This window comes from Pantoea sp. SGAir0184 (genome assembly GCF_043544755.1).
This window is the reverse complement of the sequence record NZ_CP028051.1, coordinates 504,721-521,668: the sequence shown is the minus strand read 5'-3', so window position 1 is coordinate 521,668 and position 16,948 is coordinate 504,721. Positions and strand designations below refer to the sequence as shown.

Genomic DNA, 16,948 nt, shown 5'->3' with positions numbered 1-16,948 from the left:
CCAGGAGGCAGATAATGGCGATACCGGTACCCGTTCCACAGCTCGATCATGCAGTGATCAATGTTGCCGATCGGCTGGATGACGCCAGCGCGCTGTATCGCCGGCTCGGTTTCCAGCTCACGCCACGCGGCCATCATTCGCTGGGCTCCAGTAATCATCTGGCGGTATTTGGTGATAATTATCTGGAACTGCTGGGCTATGAAGCCGGGCGTGCGCACCGGCGTCAGGATATCTGGCAGGCACCGACGGGCCTGAGCGGTCTGGTATGGAAAACCGGCGATGCCGATGCAGTGTGGCGCTATCTGGAAAGTCAGGATATTGATGGCGATCCCGCCGCCAGTTTTTACCGACCGGTGCAGTTGCCGGATGGCAGCGCACAGCAGGCGCGTTTTCGCACCGTTCGCCTGCGCCCCGCACTGGTGCCAAACGGACGCAGTTTTTTCTGCCAGCATGAGACACCGCAGGCGGTCTGGCAGCCAGTGTGGCAGCAACATCCCAACGCGGTGACCGACATTATTGAGTTTGTGGTGGTGGCGCAGGATCCGGCAGCCGCCGCGCTGCCCTACAGTCGTTTATTTGGTGCCGATAAGCTCACCGCCTGCCAGCAGGGCGCGTTTGTGCTGAAAGCGGGCGTGGCCACCGTGCGCTTTGCCGCTGCGCACTATGTGACGCAGCGCTTTACCGGCCTGCCGCCCGATTATGACGGCAGTGCGCGTATGGCCGCGCTGACGCTGCGCAGCAGCGACTTACGCAGGGTGAAAGCCAGCCTGCTGCTGGGCGATGTGCCTTTCCGCGAAGAGCCAGACGCCATCGTGGTCAGCGCGGAACAGGCCAGCGGCGTGGCGCTAAGGTTTCAGCTATGAAAGCATTGCCGGAGTAGATTGCCTGCTGAGGACCAGGCAAGCGAACCAGATCTTAATCTCATCGCTTACTGTAGAAATAGAAACACGACAACAGGCCGTTATTAAAACGGCCTGTTGCAATGACTATGACGCCTGATTTGCAGCGTATAATTTATTATTTATACACTGTTGCCGTACCCTGTATTTTCTTACCTTCTTTGCCGGAGGTGATCACAAAATATTTACCCCCCATCTCATCGGCCTTTTTCGAGATTTCAGCCATGGCCTCTGCCGGTGAACTGTATTCATTATTGGTACTAACCTTACCAACTTCCTGATACTGCTTAGCCTCTTCTTTAGTAATCTCCTGCGCTGCCAGAGCCGATAAAGAGAAAGTTGACGCCACCAGCAATGACGTTATTGCTACCGTAATTTTTTTCATAAATCACCCCAGATTAATTGATTCCATCCCGTTCCGGATGGCCTTTTAAGGCTTAGGTGAGCCATAAAAATAACGCAAACCTGAACGCTAAAAAATATGACCCGCCTCGTAAAAAATAACCAGGCACTTTCAGTTCGCGGGAAAATAATTCATATATTACAATGCATTAAGTTATTTTGAGCTTATTAAAATTAAGAAATACCTTAGCCGAAATGCGGAGCAGTGCGATACGGCAGAAAAAAATCACTCTGCTGCTCACATTTTTAAAATAGCACTTGGCATTCCAGTTATGAGCCGCTATGGTTGCTACATAACCAGATACACAGCCTGCTCATTTTTTGCATTTTTATACCTTGGTTACTTATATCCTCTCGCACACCGCATATTTTTCGCCTGCACGCAGCCTGCGTGCAGCGGGCCACGCTTTAATAAAAACTATTTAAAATCACAGATAATCAGACTGACTGAGCACCGCCATTCCGCACCGGGAAATAGCCATCAAAAAGATGCGTTTATTCATCTGCCGTCCTTTCAGGGTAAGGAGGAAATAACCGTCTGCGCAGCACTTATTCGGTCGGAAAAATTCTGACCTGGTCGGAATACAATTATCGGAGTGCAGAAATGTCCAGATTACCTTTTAGCAAGTCACTATTAGCGTCCATGCTATCTGTGGCCTGCTGTTCCTGGAGCGCCCATGCGGCTCCTCAATCCCCGACGCCCTCTACCGCGCCCGAGCAAAATTCGGGCAAGCCTAACATCGTGGTGATTTTTGGCGATGACATTGGCTACTGGAACATCAGTTCCTATAACCAGGGCACCATGGGATACAAAACGCCCAACATCGACAGTATTGCCGCCGAGGGCGCCAAATTCACCTCGTATTACGCGGAGCAAAGCTCCACCGCCGGACGCTCGTCGTTTATCACCGGGCAGATGCCGTTCCGCACCGGCATGAGTAAAGTCGGTATGCCAGGTGCACCGCAGGGTCTGCAGAAAGAAGATCCGACCATTGCCTCGATCCTGAAACAGCTCGGCTATGCCACCGGTCAGTTTGGTAAAAACCATCTGGGCGATCGCAATGAATTCCTGCCTACCGCACACGGCTTCGATGAGTTCTTTGGCAATCTGTATCACCTGAACGCCGAAGAAGAACCGGAGAACCCGGACTATCCGAAGGATCCTGAGTACCGTAAACAGTTCGGTCCGCGCGGCGTCATTAAAGCCAGCGCGGATGGCAAGGTTGAAGATACCGGGCCCCTAAACGTGAAACGTATGGGCACGGTGGATGAAGAGTTCCTCGCCGCCAACAACGATTTCATGGAGCGTCAGGTCAAAGCGGGCAAACCGTTTTTTACCTGGTTCAACACCACGCGCATGCACAACAAAACGCACATTAAACCGCAGGATCAGGGCGTGACCGGCCTCGGCGACTACGCAGACGGCATGGTTGAGCACGATAAAATGATCGGCGAGGTGCTGAAGAAAATCAAAGATCTGGGTATCGAAGATAACACCATCGTGATTTACACCACCGACAACGGTCCGATGATCGCCACCTGGCCTGATTCCGGCATGACGCCATTCCGCGGCGAGAAAAATACCGGCTGGGAGGGCGGGTTCCGCGTCCCAGCGATGATCAAATGGCCGGGACACATTAAGCCTGGCACGATGATCAACGATATTTTCGGCAGCAATGACTGGTTCCCGACGCTGGTTGCCGCAGCGGGCGTGCCGGATATCAAACAGCAGCTGCTGAAAGGCTATAAGACCAGCGCCATGACCTACAAAGTGCATCTGGACGGTTACAACCAGCTGGATTTCCTGCAGGGCAAAGGGCCCGATCAGCGTAATGAGTTCTTCTACTGGAGCGATGACGGCGATCTGTTAGCGATGCGCTACGGTCGCTGGAAAGCCCATTTCATGATTCAGGAACACACCGGCCTCGACCTGTGGAAATATCCGTTCGTTAAACTGCGCACGCCACTGATCTTCGACCTGGAGATCGACCCGCTGGAGCGCGGTGACAGCGGTATGGATTACAACCACTGGTTCTATGACCGTCTGTTCCTGCTGGGTGGCGCGCAGAAATATGCCGCAGAAATGCTGCAAAGCTTTAAAGAGTTCCCGCCTCGTCAGAAACCCGGTTCCTTCACCGTTTCGGATGTGCAGAAACTGATTGACGAAGGCAGCCCGGCCACTAACTGAGTTAAGACTCACAGCCGGGCACGCCGTGCCCGGTATTCGGAGGCATTGATGAAATACAGCACCACACTGCCGGTTCGCCCGTTGCCCTCGGCGGAAAAATACAACGGCATCGGCCCGGCGTATAAACGCCGCTTTCACGTGATGGCCAAGCCCACCGGCTCGCGCTGCAATATCGACTGCAACTACTGTTTTTACCTGCATAAAGAGCAACTGCTGCAGCAGGATCATCACAGCGGCATGTCTGATGAGGTGCTGGAAAACTATATTCGCCAGTACATTGATAGTCAGGATGGCGATCAGGTGGTGTTCTCCTGGCAAGGCGGTGAACCGACGCTGATGGGGTTGCCGTGGTTCGAAAAGGTGGTGGCGCTGCAGCAAAAGTATCAGAAGCCAGGACAACGCATCGAGAATGATCTGCAAACCAATGGCATCCTGCTGAACGATAGCTGGGCGCGCTTTCTGAAGCAGCATCACTTTCTGGTCGGGCTGTCGATTGATGGCCCGCGCGAGTTGCACGATCGCTATCGCGTAACACGCAGCGGTAAACCGACTTTCGACAAAGTGATGGCGGGTGTGGCGGCGCTGCAACGCCACGGCGTGCCGTTCAACGCGCTGGTCACGGTCAACCGGACCAATGCACGCTTTCCGCTGCAGGTGTACCGCTTTCTCACGCGCGAACTGGGCGCGACCTATCTGCAATTCAATCCCTGCGTTGAGCCAGTCGATTTTACCCAAACCGCGCCGCAGTTCTGGCGCGATGACAGCATCCCGGTGAGCGGTTCCCGCCGCGCGCGGCCAGGCGATCTCGACTCGGTGGTGACCGACTGGTCGGTCGATCCCGATGACTGGGGACGCTTTCTCATCGCCGTGTTTGAGGAGTGGGTCAACAACGATCTAGGGCGCGTACAGGTTAACCTGTTTGAAACGGCGGTGGCGCAAACCCTGGGCCTGCCGGGCCAGATCTGCGTGACCTCAGAGTTCTGCGGCAAGGGCCTCGCCATTGAAAAAAACGGTGATATCTATGCCTGCGATCACTACGTCTATCCGGAGTATCAGCTGGGCAATATTGCCAACACTAAACTGGCGCACCTGGCGTTTTCCGAACGGCAAAAAGCGTTTGGCCTCGGGAAACGCGACACCCTGCCCGCCGTCTGCAAACGCTGTCCTTACCTCAAATTATGCTGGGGCGAATGCCCGAAAAACCGCATCGTGCGCAGCGCAGAGGGTGAACCCGGCCTTAACTATCTCTGTCCCGGCATCAAAGCGTTTTTTTCCTATGCTCAGCCGATCCTGGTAGGTATCGCCACGCTGCTTGAGCGGGAAAAACAGGGAGTGACGCAATGACCCTGCGGCAACGGTTTCTCGACCTGGAAGCGAGCATGAACCAGCAGGTGCTGGGTCAGCCAGAGCTGGTGCGCATGCTGATTATCGCGCTGCTGTGCGACGGCCACGTTCTGCTGGAAGGACTGCCCGGACTGGCCAAAACCCGTGCGGTGCGTGAGCTGGCGCGCCACATTGAAGGCGACTTCAGCCGCATTCAGTTCACACCGGATCTGCTGCCCTCGGATATCACCGGCAGCGAAATTTATCAGCAACACGCCACGCGTGAAGAGGAGCAGTTTCGTTTCCGGCCAGGCCCGGTGTTCGGCAACCTGATTCTGGCCGATGAGATCAACCGCGCCTCGGCCCGCGTGCAGTCGGCGTTGCTGGAAGCCATGGAGGAGCGTCATGTCACGGTGGCGGGCAACAGCTGGCCGCTGCCCGGCGTGTTTATGGTGCTGGCGACGCAGAACCCGGTTGATCAGGAAGGCACCTGGCCTCTGCCGGAAGCGCAGCTGGATCGCTTCCTGATGAAAGTGCTGGTGCACTATCCCTCGAAAGAGAATGAACAGCGCGTGATGCAGCTGGTGCGCGCCGAACAGCAGGCAAAATATCGCGAACAGGACACCTCTGCCGTCAGCGCCGCTGCGCCGCCGCCGGTGAAAATCAGCCAGGCGGATATGGGTTGCTGCTGGCAGGCCATCTCCGACATTTACGTCGCGCCCACGGTGGAAGATTACATCGTCTCGCTGGTGGAAATGACGCGCCAGCCGCAGCAGGTCAGCGACACCTTTGCCAGTTATGTGGCGCTGGGTATCAGCCCGCGCGGCACGCTGGCACTGGACCGCGCCGGGCGCGCGCAGGCGTGGCTCGAAGGGCGTGATGCGGTGTTGCCGGACGATATTCAGCGCATTGCCCCGGCCGTGCTGCGGCATCGTCTGCTGCTGAGTTATCAGGCCAGCGCCGACCAGGTGACCGCCGATGACGTGGTGCGCATGCTGCTGGATGCGGTGGTCGCATGACGGATACCGCACTGGCCGTCACCCTGCCCGGCCTGCTGGCGCTGGCGGGTGCAGCGCAGCAGCTGCGCAATCCGCCGGCTCAGCTGCCACCCGGCGCGATGGCCGGCGAGCGCGTGTCGCGTCAGCAGGGACGCGGACTCAATTTTGACAGCCTGCGCCGCTATCAGCCGGGCGATGATGTGCGGCTGATCGACTGGCAGGCCACCGCGCGTCTGCGCACACCCTGGGTGCGCTTGTATAACGAAGAGCGCGAGCGGCCGGTATTTCTGCTGGTCGATCAGCGCCTGGATATGTATTTCGCCACACGCGGGCACACCAAATCGGTCGCCGCCGCCCATCTGGCAGCGCTGCTGGCGTGGCGTAGCTGGCACGATGGCGATCGTCTCGGGGCCGCCGTGTTCAGCGATGATTCCCTGAGATTGCAGCGCTGCCGCTCGCCGAAACTCGCCCTGGCGCCGTGCCTGAACGACCTGCATCAAATGAATAATCAGCTGCCGGCGCGCTATCCGCAGGAGCCCGCCAGCAGTCTGCCACTCCATCAGGTGCTGCAACGTATCCGCGCTCAGGTGCCTGCCGGAAGCTGGCTGGCACTGATCAGCGATTTCCACGATCTTGACGCTCAGAGTGACGCGCTGCTGGCGGCGCTGGCGCGCCGGTGTGATATCACCGCCTTTGTGCTGCTCGACGATCTGCATCTGCGGCTTCCGCATCAGGGCTATCTCGCCGCGCATTACCAGCATCAGCACGTTACGCTGCCGCTTTCGCCCGCGTTGCGTCAGCAGATTAGCGAGCGGGTCACCGCCCGGCTGGCACAGCAGCAGACGCGACTGCTGCGGCTCGGCATCCGCGTGCAGCACATTGTGGTGAGTGAACCGTTATTGCGTCAGCTGACGCAGGGAGACGAGCATGCTGGAAAAAGGCTTTAGCGTTCCGCCACTGCTGCAGCCTGACCTGCCGCCCGCGGTCTCCTGGCTGCCGCTGCCTGCGGGCTGGTGGTGGCTGGCAGGCGCGTTAGCGGCCCTGCTTGTGCTGCTGGCGCTGTGGCGCACAGCGCGCTGGCTGCGCAACCGCTGGCGGCGTGAAGCGCGTCAGGTTTTACGTCACGACAACAGCATTGATAGCTGGCTGCGGCTGATTAAGCGGGTGCGGCTGGTGCACCAGCCGCGTGCTCAGGTCAGTGAACTGAGCCTCAGCCAGTTACTGCAGGAGCTACCGCTGGATGCCGCGACCTATCAGCGGCTGCTTGACGGCTACTGCCAGCCGGACAATAGCCTGTCGCCTGATGAAATGCAGCGCCTGCGCAGACAGCTGCGGCGCTGGCTGGAGGCACTGCCCGATGTCTGAACTGCTTACCCGCTTCGATTTTGCCTGGCCGTGGATCTGGCTCCTGTTGCCGCTGCCGCTGCTGATGCGCTTTCTGCTACCGCAACGCCAGCCGGTCAGCGAAGAGGTGCGCGTGCCGTTCCTGCCGGAACTGGTGAGGGAGTTGCGTCTGGAGAATGCCCCTCCGGCCAGCCGCTGGCCTCAGACGCTGCTGTTCTGGCTGGTGTGGCTGCTGTTACTGGCCGCGCTGGCGCGCCCTGAGCTGCTGTTGCCACCGCAGCTACAGCATAAGCCGATGCGCAATGTGGTGCTGGTGCTGGATGTTTCCGGTTCGATGGCGAAAAACGACGCCGGCGCGGGCACCACTCGCCTGCAGGCGGTGCAGCGCTCGGTGCACAATTTTGTGCTCCAGCGAACCCGCGATCGCATCGGGCTGGTGATTTTTGCCAGTCAGGCGTGGCCGTTTGCGCCGATCAGCGCCGATAAGCAGGCACTGCTAGCGCGCATCAACCAGCTGGCACCCGGCATGGTGGGCCAGCAAACCGCCATCGGCGATGCGCTGGGGGTAGCGGTCAAACTGCTGGACAGCAGCCTGGAACAGGACGCCAGCCGCATGGTGATTTTACTTACCGACGGCAACGATACCGCTTCACAGCTGCCGCCCGCCCTCGCTGCGCAGCTGGCAGCAGAGCATCAGGTGCAGGTTGATACCATTGCCTTTGGCGATCTCAACGCCAGCGGCGAGGACAAAGTCGATAGCGCGCTGATGCAGGATATTGCCCGCATCACCGGCGGCAGCGCGTTTCAGGCGGCTACCTCAGGCAGCGCACTGCAACGTGTCTGGCAATCCATTGACGCCCAAACTCCGGCGCAGGTGGCGACGCTCGGTCTGTCGTTTACACGCCCGCTGTTTGCCTGGCCGCTCGGCGCGGCGCTGGCGCTGATAACCGCGGCGTTGTTGCTGGCGCGCCTGCGGGAGCGCGCAGCATGAATGGCTTTCATTTTATGCACCCGTGGTGGCTGTCCGGGCTGCTGGTTTGTCTGGCACTGGCGTGGCTATTGCGCGCGCCGCGCAGCGCCTGGCAGCGCATTATGACAGCGCCGTTTCACGCCCTGATTACCGGTAAGCGACTGCAGCGGCTGTCACCCGTACCGTGGCTGCTGGCGCTCGGCGTGCTGGCGCTGGCAGGGCCGTCATGGCAAAAGGCGTTGCCGGGCGGCGTTACGCCGCAAAGTAACGTGATGGTGATTTTGCAACAGGATCTCAGCATGCTGGCGCAGGATCTCCCGCCCGACCGGCATCAGCGCATGCAGCATAAGATCGCTCAGCTGATGCAGCAGATGCCGGGTAGCCACTTTGGCCTGGTGGTGTATCGCGGCGGTGCCTGGCTGACCACGCCGCTGACCAACGATCCGGCCTTTTACTCGCTGTTCTTGCAGGCGCAGCAGCCAACGTTACTGCCGGACGGTCAGGGCAATGGCCTGGCGGCCGCCCTCCGGCTGGCCGATGATAACCTGCCGGACACGCCGCGCAGCATTGTGCTGGTGGCTGATACGTTGCGCCAGGATGATGCCCGGTTGCTCAGCCAGACCTCGCTGCCGCTGCAGCTGTGGGTGCCCGGCACCGCGCCCGGCGGCCCCTTGCCGCCTGCTTTCGCCAGTCAGGCTATTGATACCCGCCTCAACGTGGCGCGCTTCCAGCAGCTACGCGCCAACGGCGTGGCGGTTACGCTCGCCACCCCCGATGACAGCGATCTGCCTGCCATCAGGCACCATATTCAGCAAAGCCTCAGCGCCCAGCAAAACAGTCGCGGGGATCTGCCGTGGCACAACAGCGGCTACTGGCTGATTGCGCCGATGTTGTTGCTGCTGCTGTGGTGGCGTCGTCAGATACTAATCGTGCTGATTGTGTTGCCGCTCAGTGGGATAACGCCGCCGGCGGCCGCCGCGCTGCTGGATGCGTTTATCCCGCCCGACCTGCAAGGGCAACATGCCTTTCAACGGCAGGATTACGCGCGCGCGGCGCAGCACTATGTTGATCCGCTGCGCCGCGGCATTGCGCTCTACTATGCCGGTGATTTTTCCGCCGCCAGCGGCGCTTTTCGTCAGGCACCCGTGACGCCTGAATCGCTGTTGTGGCTGGGCAACAGCCTGGCGCAGCAGAAACAGTGGCAGCAGGCGCTGCAGCATTACGATCAGGCGCTAAGCCTGCGTCCCGACTGGCGAATGGCACAGCAAAATCGCGCCAGCATCGCGCGCATTGTGATGCAGCTTCGTCAGCAGGAGCGCGATCGCCAGGCGGCACAGGGAAAAGAGCAGGATTACGATCCTGACGGCAGCAAAAAAGACCTGCACAAACAGCAAGGCGTCGCGCAGCAGGTCATGCAGCCTGCAGGTCACGCGGCACCGCAGGTCAGTCAGTGGTACGACAATCTCAGCCTGTCGCCCGGTGGCCTGCTGGAAAATCTCTATCGTCAGGAGTCACCATGAGAACGCTGCTGATTTGCCTGTTGCTGCTGACCGGGCACGCGCGCGCCGCGATGGACATCACGCGCGAGCTGGTAGGCGATGACCGTTTGGTGCCGGGTCAGCCGCTGCGCGTCGCGGTAACCTACTGGACCGATAGCTGGTTTAACCCGCCGCCACAGTGGCCTGACTTCCTGGTCAGCAACGGCACGCTGTTGCCGGCGGCCATTCCCAATCAGCTGGTATCGCGTCAGCGTGACGGTGTCAGCTGGAGCGGCATCCGCATGGAGCGCCAGCTGATGGCCTGGGATCAGGGCAAACTGCAGCTGCCGGCGCTGGGCATCACACTGCAATCCGCGGGCCAGCCGCCGCAGACCGTTACGCTGCCAGCGCTGGAAAAAAATGTGCGCTGGCCGCCGGGTGTGCAGCAGCCGGATCGCTTCCTGCCCGCCGCCACGCTTCATCTGCAGGAAAAAGTGACACTGTATCGTGCCGCGCAGGGCGACGCGCTGCACGCAGGCGACGTGGTGGAACGTCAGATTACGCTGCAGGCCAGTGGTGTGGTCGCCGGACAGATTCCACCGGTGCTGATCGATTTGCCCGGTGCCAGTACCCAGCTGCTGACGCCCGAGGTCAGCGCCCTGACCAGCGGACGTGGTGAAATCACTGGCAGCCAGCGACGCGAGCGGCTGCGCTATCTGCCGGACAGCGCCGGCAGCCTGACGCTGCCGCCGGTGCAGCTGCGCTGGTGGGATACCCGCCAACAGACATGGCAGCTCGCCACGCTGCCCGCCCATCACTATGACATTCTGCCTGCGCGCACGGCCGGCAGCGAACAGGTGCTGCGTGCCGGGCCTGAACGCCCCTGGTGGCAGTGGCTGCTGCTCGCCGCAACCGTGGTTCTCCTCGTCGCGGTGCTGTGGGCTGGCCGCCGTTTACTGCGTCAGGCGCTGATGTTTGCCGGCCATACGTGGAGCCGCCTGTGGCGTATTCATGCGCTGCCCGATCTCGTTCCACATCACAGGAGTCGCCGATGAAAACTGTTTCTATACTGGCGGGCCTCACGCTGTGCCTCGCTAGCGTCAGTCAGGCTGACGATCTCTCCGCCTGGCGTGACGGTGCGGCAAAGCATGCCATTACACAGTGGGTGGATGACACCACCCGCGCCGGCAGCGCTGACTTTATTCCTCTTAGCCAGCGCTACGTGGTGTTCGATAATGACGGCACGCTATGGCCGGAAGCACCGCTCACCTTTCAGCTGCAGTTTGCGCTCGATGAAGTGAAACGGCTGGCACCGCAGCATTCGCAGTGGCAGCAGGATGCGCTGGTGCAGGCGGTGCTCAGCAACAACACCGCCGCTATTGCCGCCAGCGGGAAAAAGGGGCTGATGCATTTGCTGACACTGACTCACAGCGGTATCACCACCGATGAGTTTGCACAACGCGTGCAGAACTGGGTGGCGACGCAGCGGGATACGCGTTTTGGCTGCCGCTACGATCGCATGGGCTATCTGCCGATGCGCCAGCTGCTGGATTATCTGCGCGCTCACGGTTTCCGCACATGGATTATCTCCGGCGGCGGCATCGATTTTATGCGCGTGCTGGCGGAACAGATGTACGGCATTCCACCTGAGCAAGTGGTTGGCTCGTTTTCCCTTGCGGAATTTTCACTCAGCGACAACGGCACGCAGTTGCGGAAAACCATGAATGGTGCATTTTATGATGATGAAGCGGCCAAACCGGTGGCCATCCATCTGTTCATGAGTCATCGGCCGGTAGCAGCGTTCGGCAACAGCGACGGCGATGTGCCGATGCTGCAATACACCTCGGGCAACCCTGCCGCCAGCACCTTCGGGCTGCTGGTGCATCACACCGATGCACAGCGGGAATACGCCTACGATGCGCATCCGCCGGCCAGCGGCAAACTGGTTAACGGTCTCAGGCTGGCCGCGCACTATGGCTGGACCGTTGTCGATATGAAACAGGACTGGGGTACGGTGTTCGACCCCGCCCAGTGCCCGGCCGCCGTTCCCGTTCATCAAGGAGAAGCAAAATGAAAACATTACCTTTCACTGCCATGATCGCCCTGCTCACCCTGAGTGCCACGTCTGCGCTGGCGGTATCGCCGTATGAGAATCTGGCGCTGGCGCTGCGGCAGCAGACCATGATCAACGATCTGCGCACTCACTGCCGCGTGCCGGTCTCCATCGCCGACGAAAAAATCAAGCAGACCTTTCTGGCGGATAAGAGCAATCACAACGCGCTGTTGCAGGCGGCTGATGCGCTGAAGATGGGCAAGCATCAGCATTATCAGCAGCTGATGTCGCAGATAACCTGCCCGGATTTTAGCTGATCGTCGCTGGCAGGAAATGCCAGACGCCATCGTGGTCAGCGCGGAACAGGCCAGCGGCGTGGCGCTGCGGTTTCAGGCGTAATCTACGGTTTGAGCTGCGCCCGCGCGGTGTAAAAGCGACGGTAGGACAGACACGCCGCGATGATGGTCGACAGGCTGGCGGTGGCAATCAGCATAAACGTCACCATAATCTGGTACTTGATGGCCTTTACCGGATCGATCCCGGCGAATATCAACCCGGACATCATGCCTGGCAGACTTACCAGCCCCACCGTTTTTGCGCCATCAACGGTGGGGATCATCGCGGCACGAATACTGTCACGCATCAGCCCGGCGGATGCGCGTTTGATCGGCGCGCCCAGGCTGAGCATCTCCATGATTTTCTGCTGGTTGTCGCTAAAGCGCTGATTGAGGTTGGTGAAACACAGCCCGACCGCGACCATGGCGTTACCGGCAATCATGCCGGAAATGGGGATTACCTGCATGGGAACAAAGGCAATGGCGCCGCTCAGCAGCAGCACCGTTAGCGTGAGTGCCGTACCGCTGGTAATCGCCACCAGCGCGATGATAAAACCATGATCGATCCGCCGGCTACGTTTGCGCGCATTCAGCGCTGCATTGATGCAGATAAACAGCACCATCAGTAGCGTCAGCCAGTCATTATTAACATCGAAAATTGACTTCAGCACATAACCGACGATCACCAGCTGGATAATGGCGCGCGTGACACTCCACAGAATGTCTTTGCTCATCCCCAGCTTCTCTTTCTGGCTAATCAGCAGCGCCACCAGCACCAGCATGAGTGAAAGCAGCAGCGAGCTATCGCTGATATTATGCTGATTCATGCTGTTCTCCCGCTGCGGGTGGGGTCAGCCGCAGAATACGCTCAGCGGCATCAATCTCCTGTACGTCATGGCTGATACGGATCACCGCCAGCCCTTTTTCCGCCACCAGCGCGGCAATCAGCTGGTTAACCCGTTGTTTATTGGGCTCGTCCAGTGCGCTGGTCACTTCGTCCAGCAGCAATATCTGTGGCAGAAACTGCAGATTGCGCAGCAAAGCCACCCGCTGCTTTTCACCCCCAGAGAGTCCGGCAACGTTTTTGTCCAGCATGTCGCCGGATAAATGCAGACTGCGCAACGCCGCCACCAGCTGCTCGCGTGACGGTTGTTGCTGACGCAGTTGCCACGGCAGCGCCAGGTTATCGTAGATCGTGTCTCCAAACAGTTGCGGTGTCTGGAAACAGTAGGAGACCTGCTGGCGATAGTGTTCGACTTTCAGCGTGTGAATATCCCGCTGCTGAAACAGGATCTGGCCGCTATCGGGCTCCAGCAGTGAGGCAATAATTTTCAGCAACGTGCTTTTGCCGCTGCCGGACGGGCCAGTGAGCAACAGCGTTTCACCGGCGTACAGCTGCAGTGATACCGGCGCCAGCAAGGTGCGCCCCTGCACGGCCAGCGTGACGTCTTGTACCGCCAGCAAAGGAGAATCAGCAGACATAAAAGGCATCCGTGAGAAATTGTCGGCAGATTATAGACAGCTGCACAAGGCAGGGGAATGCGTCACGATGCGGAGAGCGGCTGCCGTTTAACCGCCGTGGCTTTACAACGCGGCAGAAATCCGCATGCTGGAGGCATTCAGGACCACTTTTTTCATTACTATGACCGCCACCAAAACCGGATTTCTCTGCGCGAGCGTGCTGCTGCTGAGCGCGCTGACACTGCTGTCGTTGCACTGGAGCGCGTTTCAGGCATGGGCACTGCAAAGTCAGATTCAGCTGCACCGGCTGCTGGTTACCCATTTACTGCAAATCAATAGCGGCCAGTACAGTGCCGGACTGTGGCTGCTAGCTGTGACCTTCATTTACGGCATTCTGCACGCGGTGGGTCCCGGGCACGGTAAATTTATCGTTACCACCTGGCTGACCACCCATCAGCCCCCGCGCGGCGTGGCGCTGAGCGTGCCGCTGCTGGGCAGCCTGGTGCAGGGCCTGAGCGCGATTGCCTTTGTCTTTATTCTGGCGGTTGGTTTTAACCTGACCACCGGCGATCTCAGCCTGAGTCGCTGGTATCTGGAGAAAGCCAGCGCTGTGTTCATTGCCGGGCTGGGCGTGATGCTGCTGCTGCAAGCCTGGCGCAGGCCACCAGCGGAGCATCATCATGATCATTGCGGCCACGCGCATGGCGTCGCGGCTGGGCACGGCAGCGACTGGAAAAGCTGGGCGGGTATTATCATTGCCACCGGCGTGCGGCCGTGCAGCGGTGCGCTGACGGTGCTGCTGTTCGCCAGCGTCATCGGGATTACGCGCTGGGGTATGCTGGCGGTGATGAGTATGGCGCTCGGTACCGGCATGGCGCTGGTGGCGCTGGCACTGTTTGTGCAGCATTACCGTCAGCGCGCCGGGCAGCTATGGCTGGCAGAGCGCTCGCCGCAGGCGGCATCGCTGCTGAGAGCGGTACGGATCGCCGGTGGGATATTGCTGGTGATGTTTGCGCTGGTGCTGTTTTTTACCGTGGTGCCGGTGAGTGCCAACGGGGATTATATTGCGGCGGGATGCTGAGGTGCATGGTTTGGGGAGGGTGCGGTTTTCCCCTCACCCTAACCCTCTCCCGCACGCGGGAGAGGGAATGTCAGGTGCGGCCTGTTCCCCGGGAGAGGGGATGTCAGGTGCTGCTTTTGATACCAGCTTAATGATCAGAAACGGTATTTCGCGGACAGCATAAAGTTGCGCGGTTCGCCGTAGACGATGCCGGTGCTGTCGACGTTTTCGTCGTATTCTTTGTCGAACAGGTTATTCAGGTTGGCCTGCAGGCTGAGGTTTTTGGTCACGTCGTAGCGCGCGAACAGATCCACCAGCGCATAGCTGCCCTGACGGGTGCGCCAGGTGCCATTGCCATCCGGGCCACTGATGTCCGCGTAAGTTCTCGCCTGCCAGTTCACCCCGCCGCCCAGCGTCAGCTGGTCCAGCATCGGCAGGCGATAGCTGGTGAACAGGTTGAACGAGGTGCGCGGGAGTTGTGAATTGTAGCGATCGCCGTTGGCGTCTTCCGCCACATACGAGGTCCCGCCAAAGGTCATCTGCCAGTTATCGGTCAGCGCTCCGTTGACCTCAAACTCGACGCCACGACTTACCACGCCCTTCTTCGCCACGTAAATAGTATTACCGGTTTGCGCATTGGTCTGACCGGTGCTCTGGCCGACGTTATCCAGTTCGGTGCGGAAAATCGATACCGACGTCGTCAGACGGCTGTTGAACCAGTCAGATTTCACGCCCGCTTCGTAGTTTTTGCCAATTACCGGTGAGAGATACGCGCCTGACGCATCCTGATAATCTTGCGGCTGGAACACCGAAGTGTAGCTGGCGTAGGCAGACCAGTTATCGTAGAAGTCCCAAATCACCCCACCGTACGGCGTGATGTTGTTTTTCTCCATCTCTGCCGTCAGCGTCTGGCGGTTCCAGTTGGTGTAGCGCGCCCCGACAATCAGGTGCAGCGGATCGGCCAGATTGATGCGCGTCGCAAGATACGCTGACTTCTGCCGCACCAGCTGGGTGTCGGCCGCGGGTTCACGCGGATTCCAGTCGGTTTCAGGGAAATCGCCGTTAAACTGGTTGAAGTTGCCCAGCTCGGCTGACGAAATGTTGGCCCAGGCGCTGTAATATTTGTTGTCCTGACGGCTGTAGTTCACCCCGACCATCAGCTCATGCTGGCGGCCCAGCAGTTCATAAGGACCGCTGGCGAAGGTATCGACCGCATCCACCTTACGTTTGCCGGTGTTGTAGCCGGTTCCGCCCACCACCGGATAGCCGGCATAACCAGAGACGCCTGCGCCAGTGGTTTTGTCGAAGTAACCGTCGAGATACAGCTGCTTACTGTCGAGGAACATCTCGTTATGCGTGCCGTTAAGGGTGATGTTCCAGCCGTTATCGAAATTCTGCTGCAGGTTAACAAAGACCTTTTTATTTTCTTTGTTGTTGTAAGCCCATTCAGGTGCGGTGTTATAGCCGCGACGCGAGTGGATCTGCGTGCCGTCGGTGTACCAGCGCGGCGCACCGCCCCACATCGGTGAATCCGTGTTCACCTGGCTGAATTCATAACCAACGGACAGTCTGGTGGCGTCCGTCACGTCAGCGTCGACCACGCCGTAGATAAACTTCTTATCGGCGCCGTAGCGTTCAATGAAGCTGTTTTTGTCTTCATAGCCGGCAACCAGGCGACCGCGCACGTTGCCTTCCGGTGATAGCGGTGCAGAAAGATCGGCGACGTAACGCTGCTTATTCCAGCTGCCATAGCCAGCTTCAAGGCTACCGGTAAACTCTTTGCTGTCGGCATGTTTACGCACCATGTTGATGGCGGCGGAAGGATTGCCCGGTCCGGTCAGCAGGCCCGTTGCGCCGCGCACCACTTCGACGCGCTCGTACAGCGCGGTATCGGTCTGCGCATCACCGAGGTTCCAGCGCTGGGCAAACGCGGTCGGAATGCCGTCGGTCATGTAATTATCGATCAGGAAACCGCGCGAATAGTAATTGATGCGGTCCATATCGGCGGCCACACCGTGGATGCCGGTGGTGTTGCTCAGTACGTCGTTCAGCGACTGCAGCTGTTGATCCTGCATGCGCTGCTTGCTGACGATGGTAACCGACTGGGGAATATCACGTGCGGTCAGCGCCATTTTGGTGCCGGCCCGCGTCACCGGTACGCTGTAATCCGCTGCGGCCTGCGCCTGCTGCGCTTCTGCGCTGGCGCTGGCATCAACGGTCAGGGTGGCCTCACTGTTTTGCGTATCGGCCGCCTGAGCGACACCCGAGGCAACCAGCACTGCCAGCAGTGACAGGCGCAGCGTGCGCTGCGGCGCAAGACCTGCGTCCCGGACGCGCATCTCTTTGCAAGACATAATATTCCTCAATCGGCTTATCGTTATTGTGTGGTGAGCATTTGGTTAAGAAAGCAAATGAGAAATATACGCATTAAGATTAA

General features: G+C 59.3%; 16 protein-coding genes. 12 read left to right on the top strand and 4 right to left on the bottom strand.

Going from position 1 to position 16,948, the window contains the following annotated elements; translation table 11 throughout:
* The first annotated feature begins 14 nt into the window (after positions 1-14).
* Positions 15-863, top strand: a complete 849-nt coding sequence (locus tag C1N60_RS22555) for a VOC family protein (protein WP_058770241.1) — start codon at positions 15-17, stop codon at positions 861-863.
* A 154-nt stretch (positions 864-1,017) separates the two neighbouring features.
* Here the strand turns inward: C1N60_RS22555 and C1N60_RS22550 are convergent, their stop codons facing one another.
* Positions 1,018-1,284 (bottom strand): YdgH/BhsA/McbA-like domain containing protein, encoded by a 267-nt coding sequence (locus C1N60_RS22550; protein WP_394521843.1) that lies wholly within the window; start codon positions 1,282-1,284, stop codon positions 1,018-1,020.
* Positions 1,285-1,905: 621 nt separating this feature from the next.
* Here C1N60_RS22550 and C1N60_RS22545 point away from each other — a divergent pair.
* From C1N60_RS22545 to C1N60_RS22500, 10 genes are read left to right on the top strand one after another with little or no spacing between them, the layout of a single operon-like run.
* A complete protein-coding gene (locus C1N60_RS22545; protein WP_127834936.1) occupies positions 1,906-3,489 on the top strand; it encodes an arylsulfatase in 1,584 nt (527 codons plus the stop codon).
* 48 nt (positions 3,490-3,537) lie between these two features.
* On the top strand, positions 3,538-4,833 hold the full coding sequence (locus C1N60_RS22540; protein WP_166710413.1) for an anaerobic sulfatase maturase: 1,296 nt from the start codon (positions 3,538-3,540) through the stop codon (positions 4,831-4,833).
* Positions 4,830-5,831 carry an AAA family ATPase gene (locus C1N60_RS22535; protein ID WP_059012126.1) on the top strand — a complete coding sequence of 334 codons (1,002 nt, stop codon included), beginning with the start codon at positions 4,830-4,832 and terminating at the stop codon, positions 5,829-5,831. Before C1N60_RS22540 ends, C1N60_RS22535 begins: the two co-directional genes overlap by 4 nt.
* A complete protein-coding gene (locus C1N60_RS22530; protein ID WP_021509042.1) occupies positions 5,828-6,757 on the top strand; it encodes a DUF58 domain-containing protein in 930 nt (309 codons plus the stop codon). Before C1N60_RS22535 ends, C1N60_RS22530 begins: the two co-directional genes overlap by 4 nt.
* Complete coding sequence (locus C1N60_RS22525; RefSeq protein ID WP_166710415.1) at positions 6,738-7,175, top strand: DUF4381 family protein; 438 nt, start codon at positions 6,738-6,740, stop codon at positions 7,173-7,175. Before C1N60_RS22530 ends, C1N60_RS22525 begins: the two co-directional genes overlap by 20 nt.
* Positions 7,168-8,145, top strand: coding sequence for a VWA domain-containing protein (locus C1N60_RS22520; protein WP_394521842.1), 978 nt, complete (start codon positions 7,168-7,170; stop codon positions 8,143-8,145). The genes C1N60_RS22525 and C1N60_RS22520 overlap by 8 nt, the downstream gene beginning before the upstream one ends.
* The gene (locus C1N60_RS22515; RefSeq protein ID WP_394521841.1) at positions 8,142-9,644 is read left to right on the top strand and encodes a VWA domain-containing protein; all 1,503 of its coding nucleotides are present in this window, start codon (positions 8,142-8,144) and stop codon (positions 9,642-9,644) included. Before C1N60_RS22520 ends, C1N60_RS22515 begins: the two co-directional genes overlap by 4 nt.
* On the top strand, positions 9,641-10,657 hold the full coding sequence (locus C1N60_RS22510; protein WP_278426961.1) for an oxygen tolerance domain protein: 1,017 nt from the start codon (positions 9,641-9,643) through the stop codon (positions 10,655-10,657). The genes C1N60_RS22515 and C1N60_RS22510 overlap by 4 nt, the downstream gene beginning before the upstream one ends.
* Complete coding sequence (locus C1N60_RS22505; protein WP_394521840.1) at positions 10,654-11,676, top strand: HAD family hydrolase; 1,023 nt, start codon at positions 10,654-10,656, stop codon at positions 11,674-11,676. The genes C1N60_RS22510 and C1N60_RS22505 overlap by 4 nt, the downstream gene beginning before the upstream one ends.
* Entirely contained in the window at positions 11,673-11,972 is a 300-nt protein-coding gene (locus C1N60_RS22500) for a YicS family protein (RefSeq protein WP_021509036.1), read from the top strand. The genes C1N60_RS22505 and C1N60_RS22500 overlap by 4 nt, the downstream gene beginning before the upstream one ends.
* A gap of 83 nt (positions 11,973-12,055) precedes the next feature.
* Here the strand turns inward: C1N60_RS22500 and fetB are convergent, their stop codons facing one another.
* Both fetB and fetA read right to left on the bottom strand, forming a co-directional pair.
* On the bottom strand, positions 12,056-12,817 hold the full coding sequence (gene fetB, locus C1N60_RS22495) for an iron efflux ABC transporter permease subunit FetB (protein ID WP_394521839.1): 762 nt from the start codon (positions 12,815-12,817) through the stop codon (positions 12,056-12,058).
* Entirely contained in the window at positions 12,804-13,472 is a 669-nt protein-coding gene (gene fetA, locus C1N60_RS22490) for an iron efflux ABC transporter ATP-binding subunit FetA (RefSeq protein WP_394521838.1), read from the bottom strand. Before fetA ends, fetB begins: the two co-directional genes overlap by 14 nt.
* A 160-nt stretch (positions 13,473-13,632) precedes the next feature.
* On the opposite strand from fetA, the gene C1N60_RS22485 reads away from it, so the two are divergent.
* Complete coding sequence (locus C1N60_RS22485; protein ID WP_031279999.1) at positions 13,633-14,532, top strand: nickel/cobalt transporter; 900 nt, start codon at positions 13,633-13,635, stop codon at positions 14,530-14,532.
* 134 nt (positions 14,533-14,666) lie between these two features.
* On the opposite strand, the gene fhuE is transcribed toward C1N60_RS22485, so the two are convergent.
* A complete protein-coding gene (gene fhuE, locus C1N60_RS22480; RefSeq protein ID WP_394521837.1) occupies positions 14,667-16,865 on the bottom strand; it encodes a ferric-rhodotorulic acid/ferric-coprogen receptor FhuE in 2,199 nt (732 codons plus the stop codon).
* Positions 16,866-16,948: the final 83 nt, after the last annotated feature.

What these genes read in the sequence shown, in the direction of transcription:
- C1N60_RS22555 (WP_058770241.1), top strand. Translation starts at nt 15, where the DNA reads ATGGCGATACCGGTACCCGTTCCACAGCTCGATCATGCAGTGATCAAT.
- C1N60_RS22550 (WP_394521843.1), bottom strand. Translation starts at nt 1,284, where the DNA reads ATGAAAAAAATTACGGTAGCAATAACGTCATTGCTGGTGGCGTCAACT.
- C1N60_RS22545 (WP_127834936.1), top strand. Translation starts at nt 1,906, where the DNA reads ATGTCCAGATTACCTTTTAGCAAGTCACTATTAGCGTCCATGCTATCT.
- C1N60_RS22540 (WP_166710413.1), top strand. Translation starts at nt 3,538, where the DNA reads ATGAAATACAGCACCACACTGCCGGTTCGCCCGTTGCCCTCGGCGGAA.
- C1N60_RS22535 (WP_059012126.1), top strand. Translation starts at nt 4,830, where the DNA reads ATGACCCTGCGGCAACGGTTTCTCGACCTGGAAGCGAGCATGAACCAG.
- C1N60_RS22530 (WP_021509042.1), top strand. Translation starts at nt 5,828, where the DNA reads ATGACGGATACCGCACTGGCCGTCACCCTGCCCGGCCTGCTGGCGCTG.
- C1N60_RS22525 (WP_166710415.1), top strand. Translation starts at nt 6,738, where the DNA reads ATGCTGGAAAAAGGCTTTAGCGTTCCGCCACTGCTGCAGCCTGACCTG.
- C1N60_RS22520 (WP_394521842.1), top strand. Translation starts at nt 7,168, where the DNA reads ATGTCTGAACTGCTTACCCGCTTCGATTTTGCCTGGCCGTGGATCTGG.
- C1N60_RS22515 (WP_394521841.1), top strand. Translation starts at nt 8,142, where the DNA reads ATGAATGGCTTTCATTTTATGCACCCGTGGTGGCTGTCCGGGCTGCTG.
- C1N60_RS22510 (WP_278426961.1), top strand. Translation starts at nt 9,641, where the DNA reads ATGAGAACGCTGCTGATTTGCCTGTTGCTGCTGACCGGGCACGCGCGC.
- C1N60_RS22505 (WP_394521840.1), top strand. Translation starts at nt 10,654, where the DNA reads ATGAAAACTGTTTCTATACTGGCGGGCCTCACGCTGTGCCTCGCTAGC.
- C1N60_RS22500 (WP_021509036.1), top strand. Translation starts at nt 11,673, where the DNA reads ATGAAAACATTACCTTTCACTGCCATGATCGCCCTGCTCACCCTGAGT.
- fetB (WP_394521839.1), bottom strand. Translation starts at nt 12,817, where the DNA reads ATGAATCAGCATAATATCAGCGATAGCTCGCTGCTGCTTTCACTCATG.
- fetA (WP_394521838.1), bottom strand. Translation starts at nt 13,472, where the DNA reads ATGTCTGCTGATTCTCCTTTGCTGGCGGTACAAGACGTCACGCTGGCC.
- C1N60_RS22485 (WP_031279999.1), top strand. Translation starts at nt 13,633, where the DNA reads ATGACCGCCACCAAAACCGGATTTCTCTGCGCGAGCGTGCTGCTGCTG.
- fhuE (WP_394521837.1), bottom strand. Translation starts at nt 16,865, where the DNA reads ATGTCTTGCAAAGAGATGCGCGTCCGGGACGCAGGTCTTGCGCCGCAG.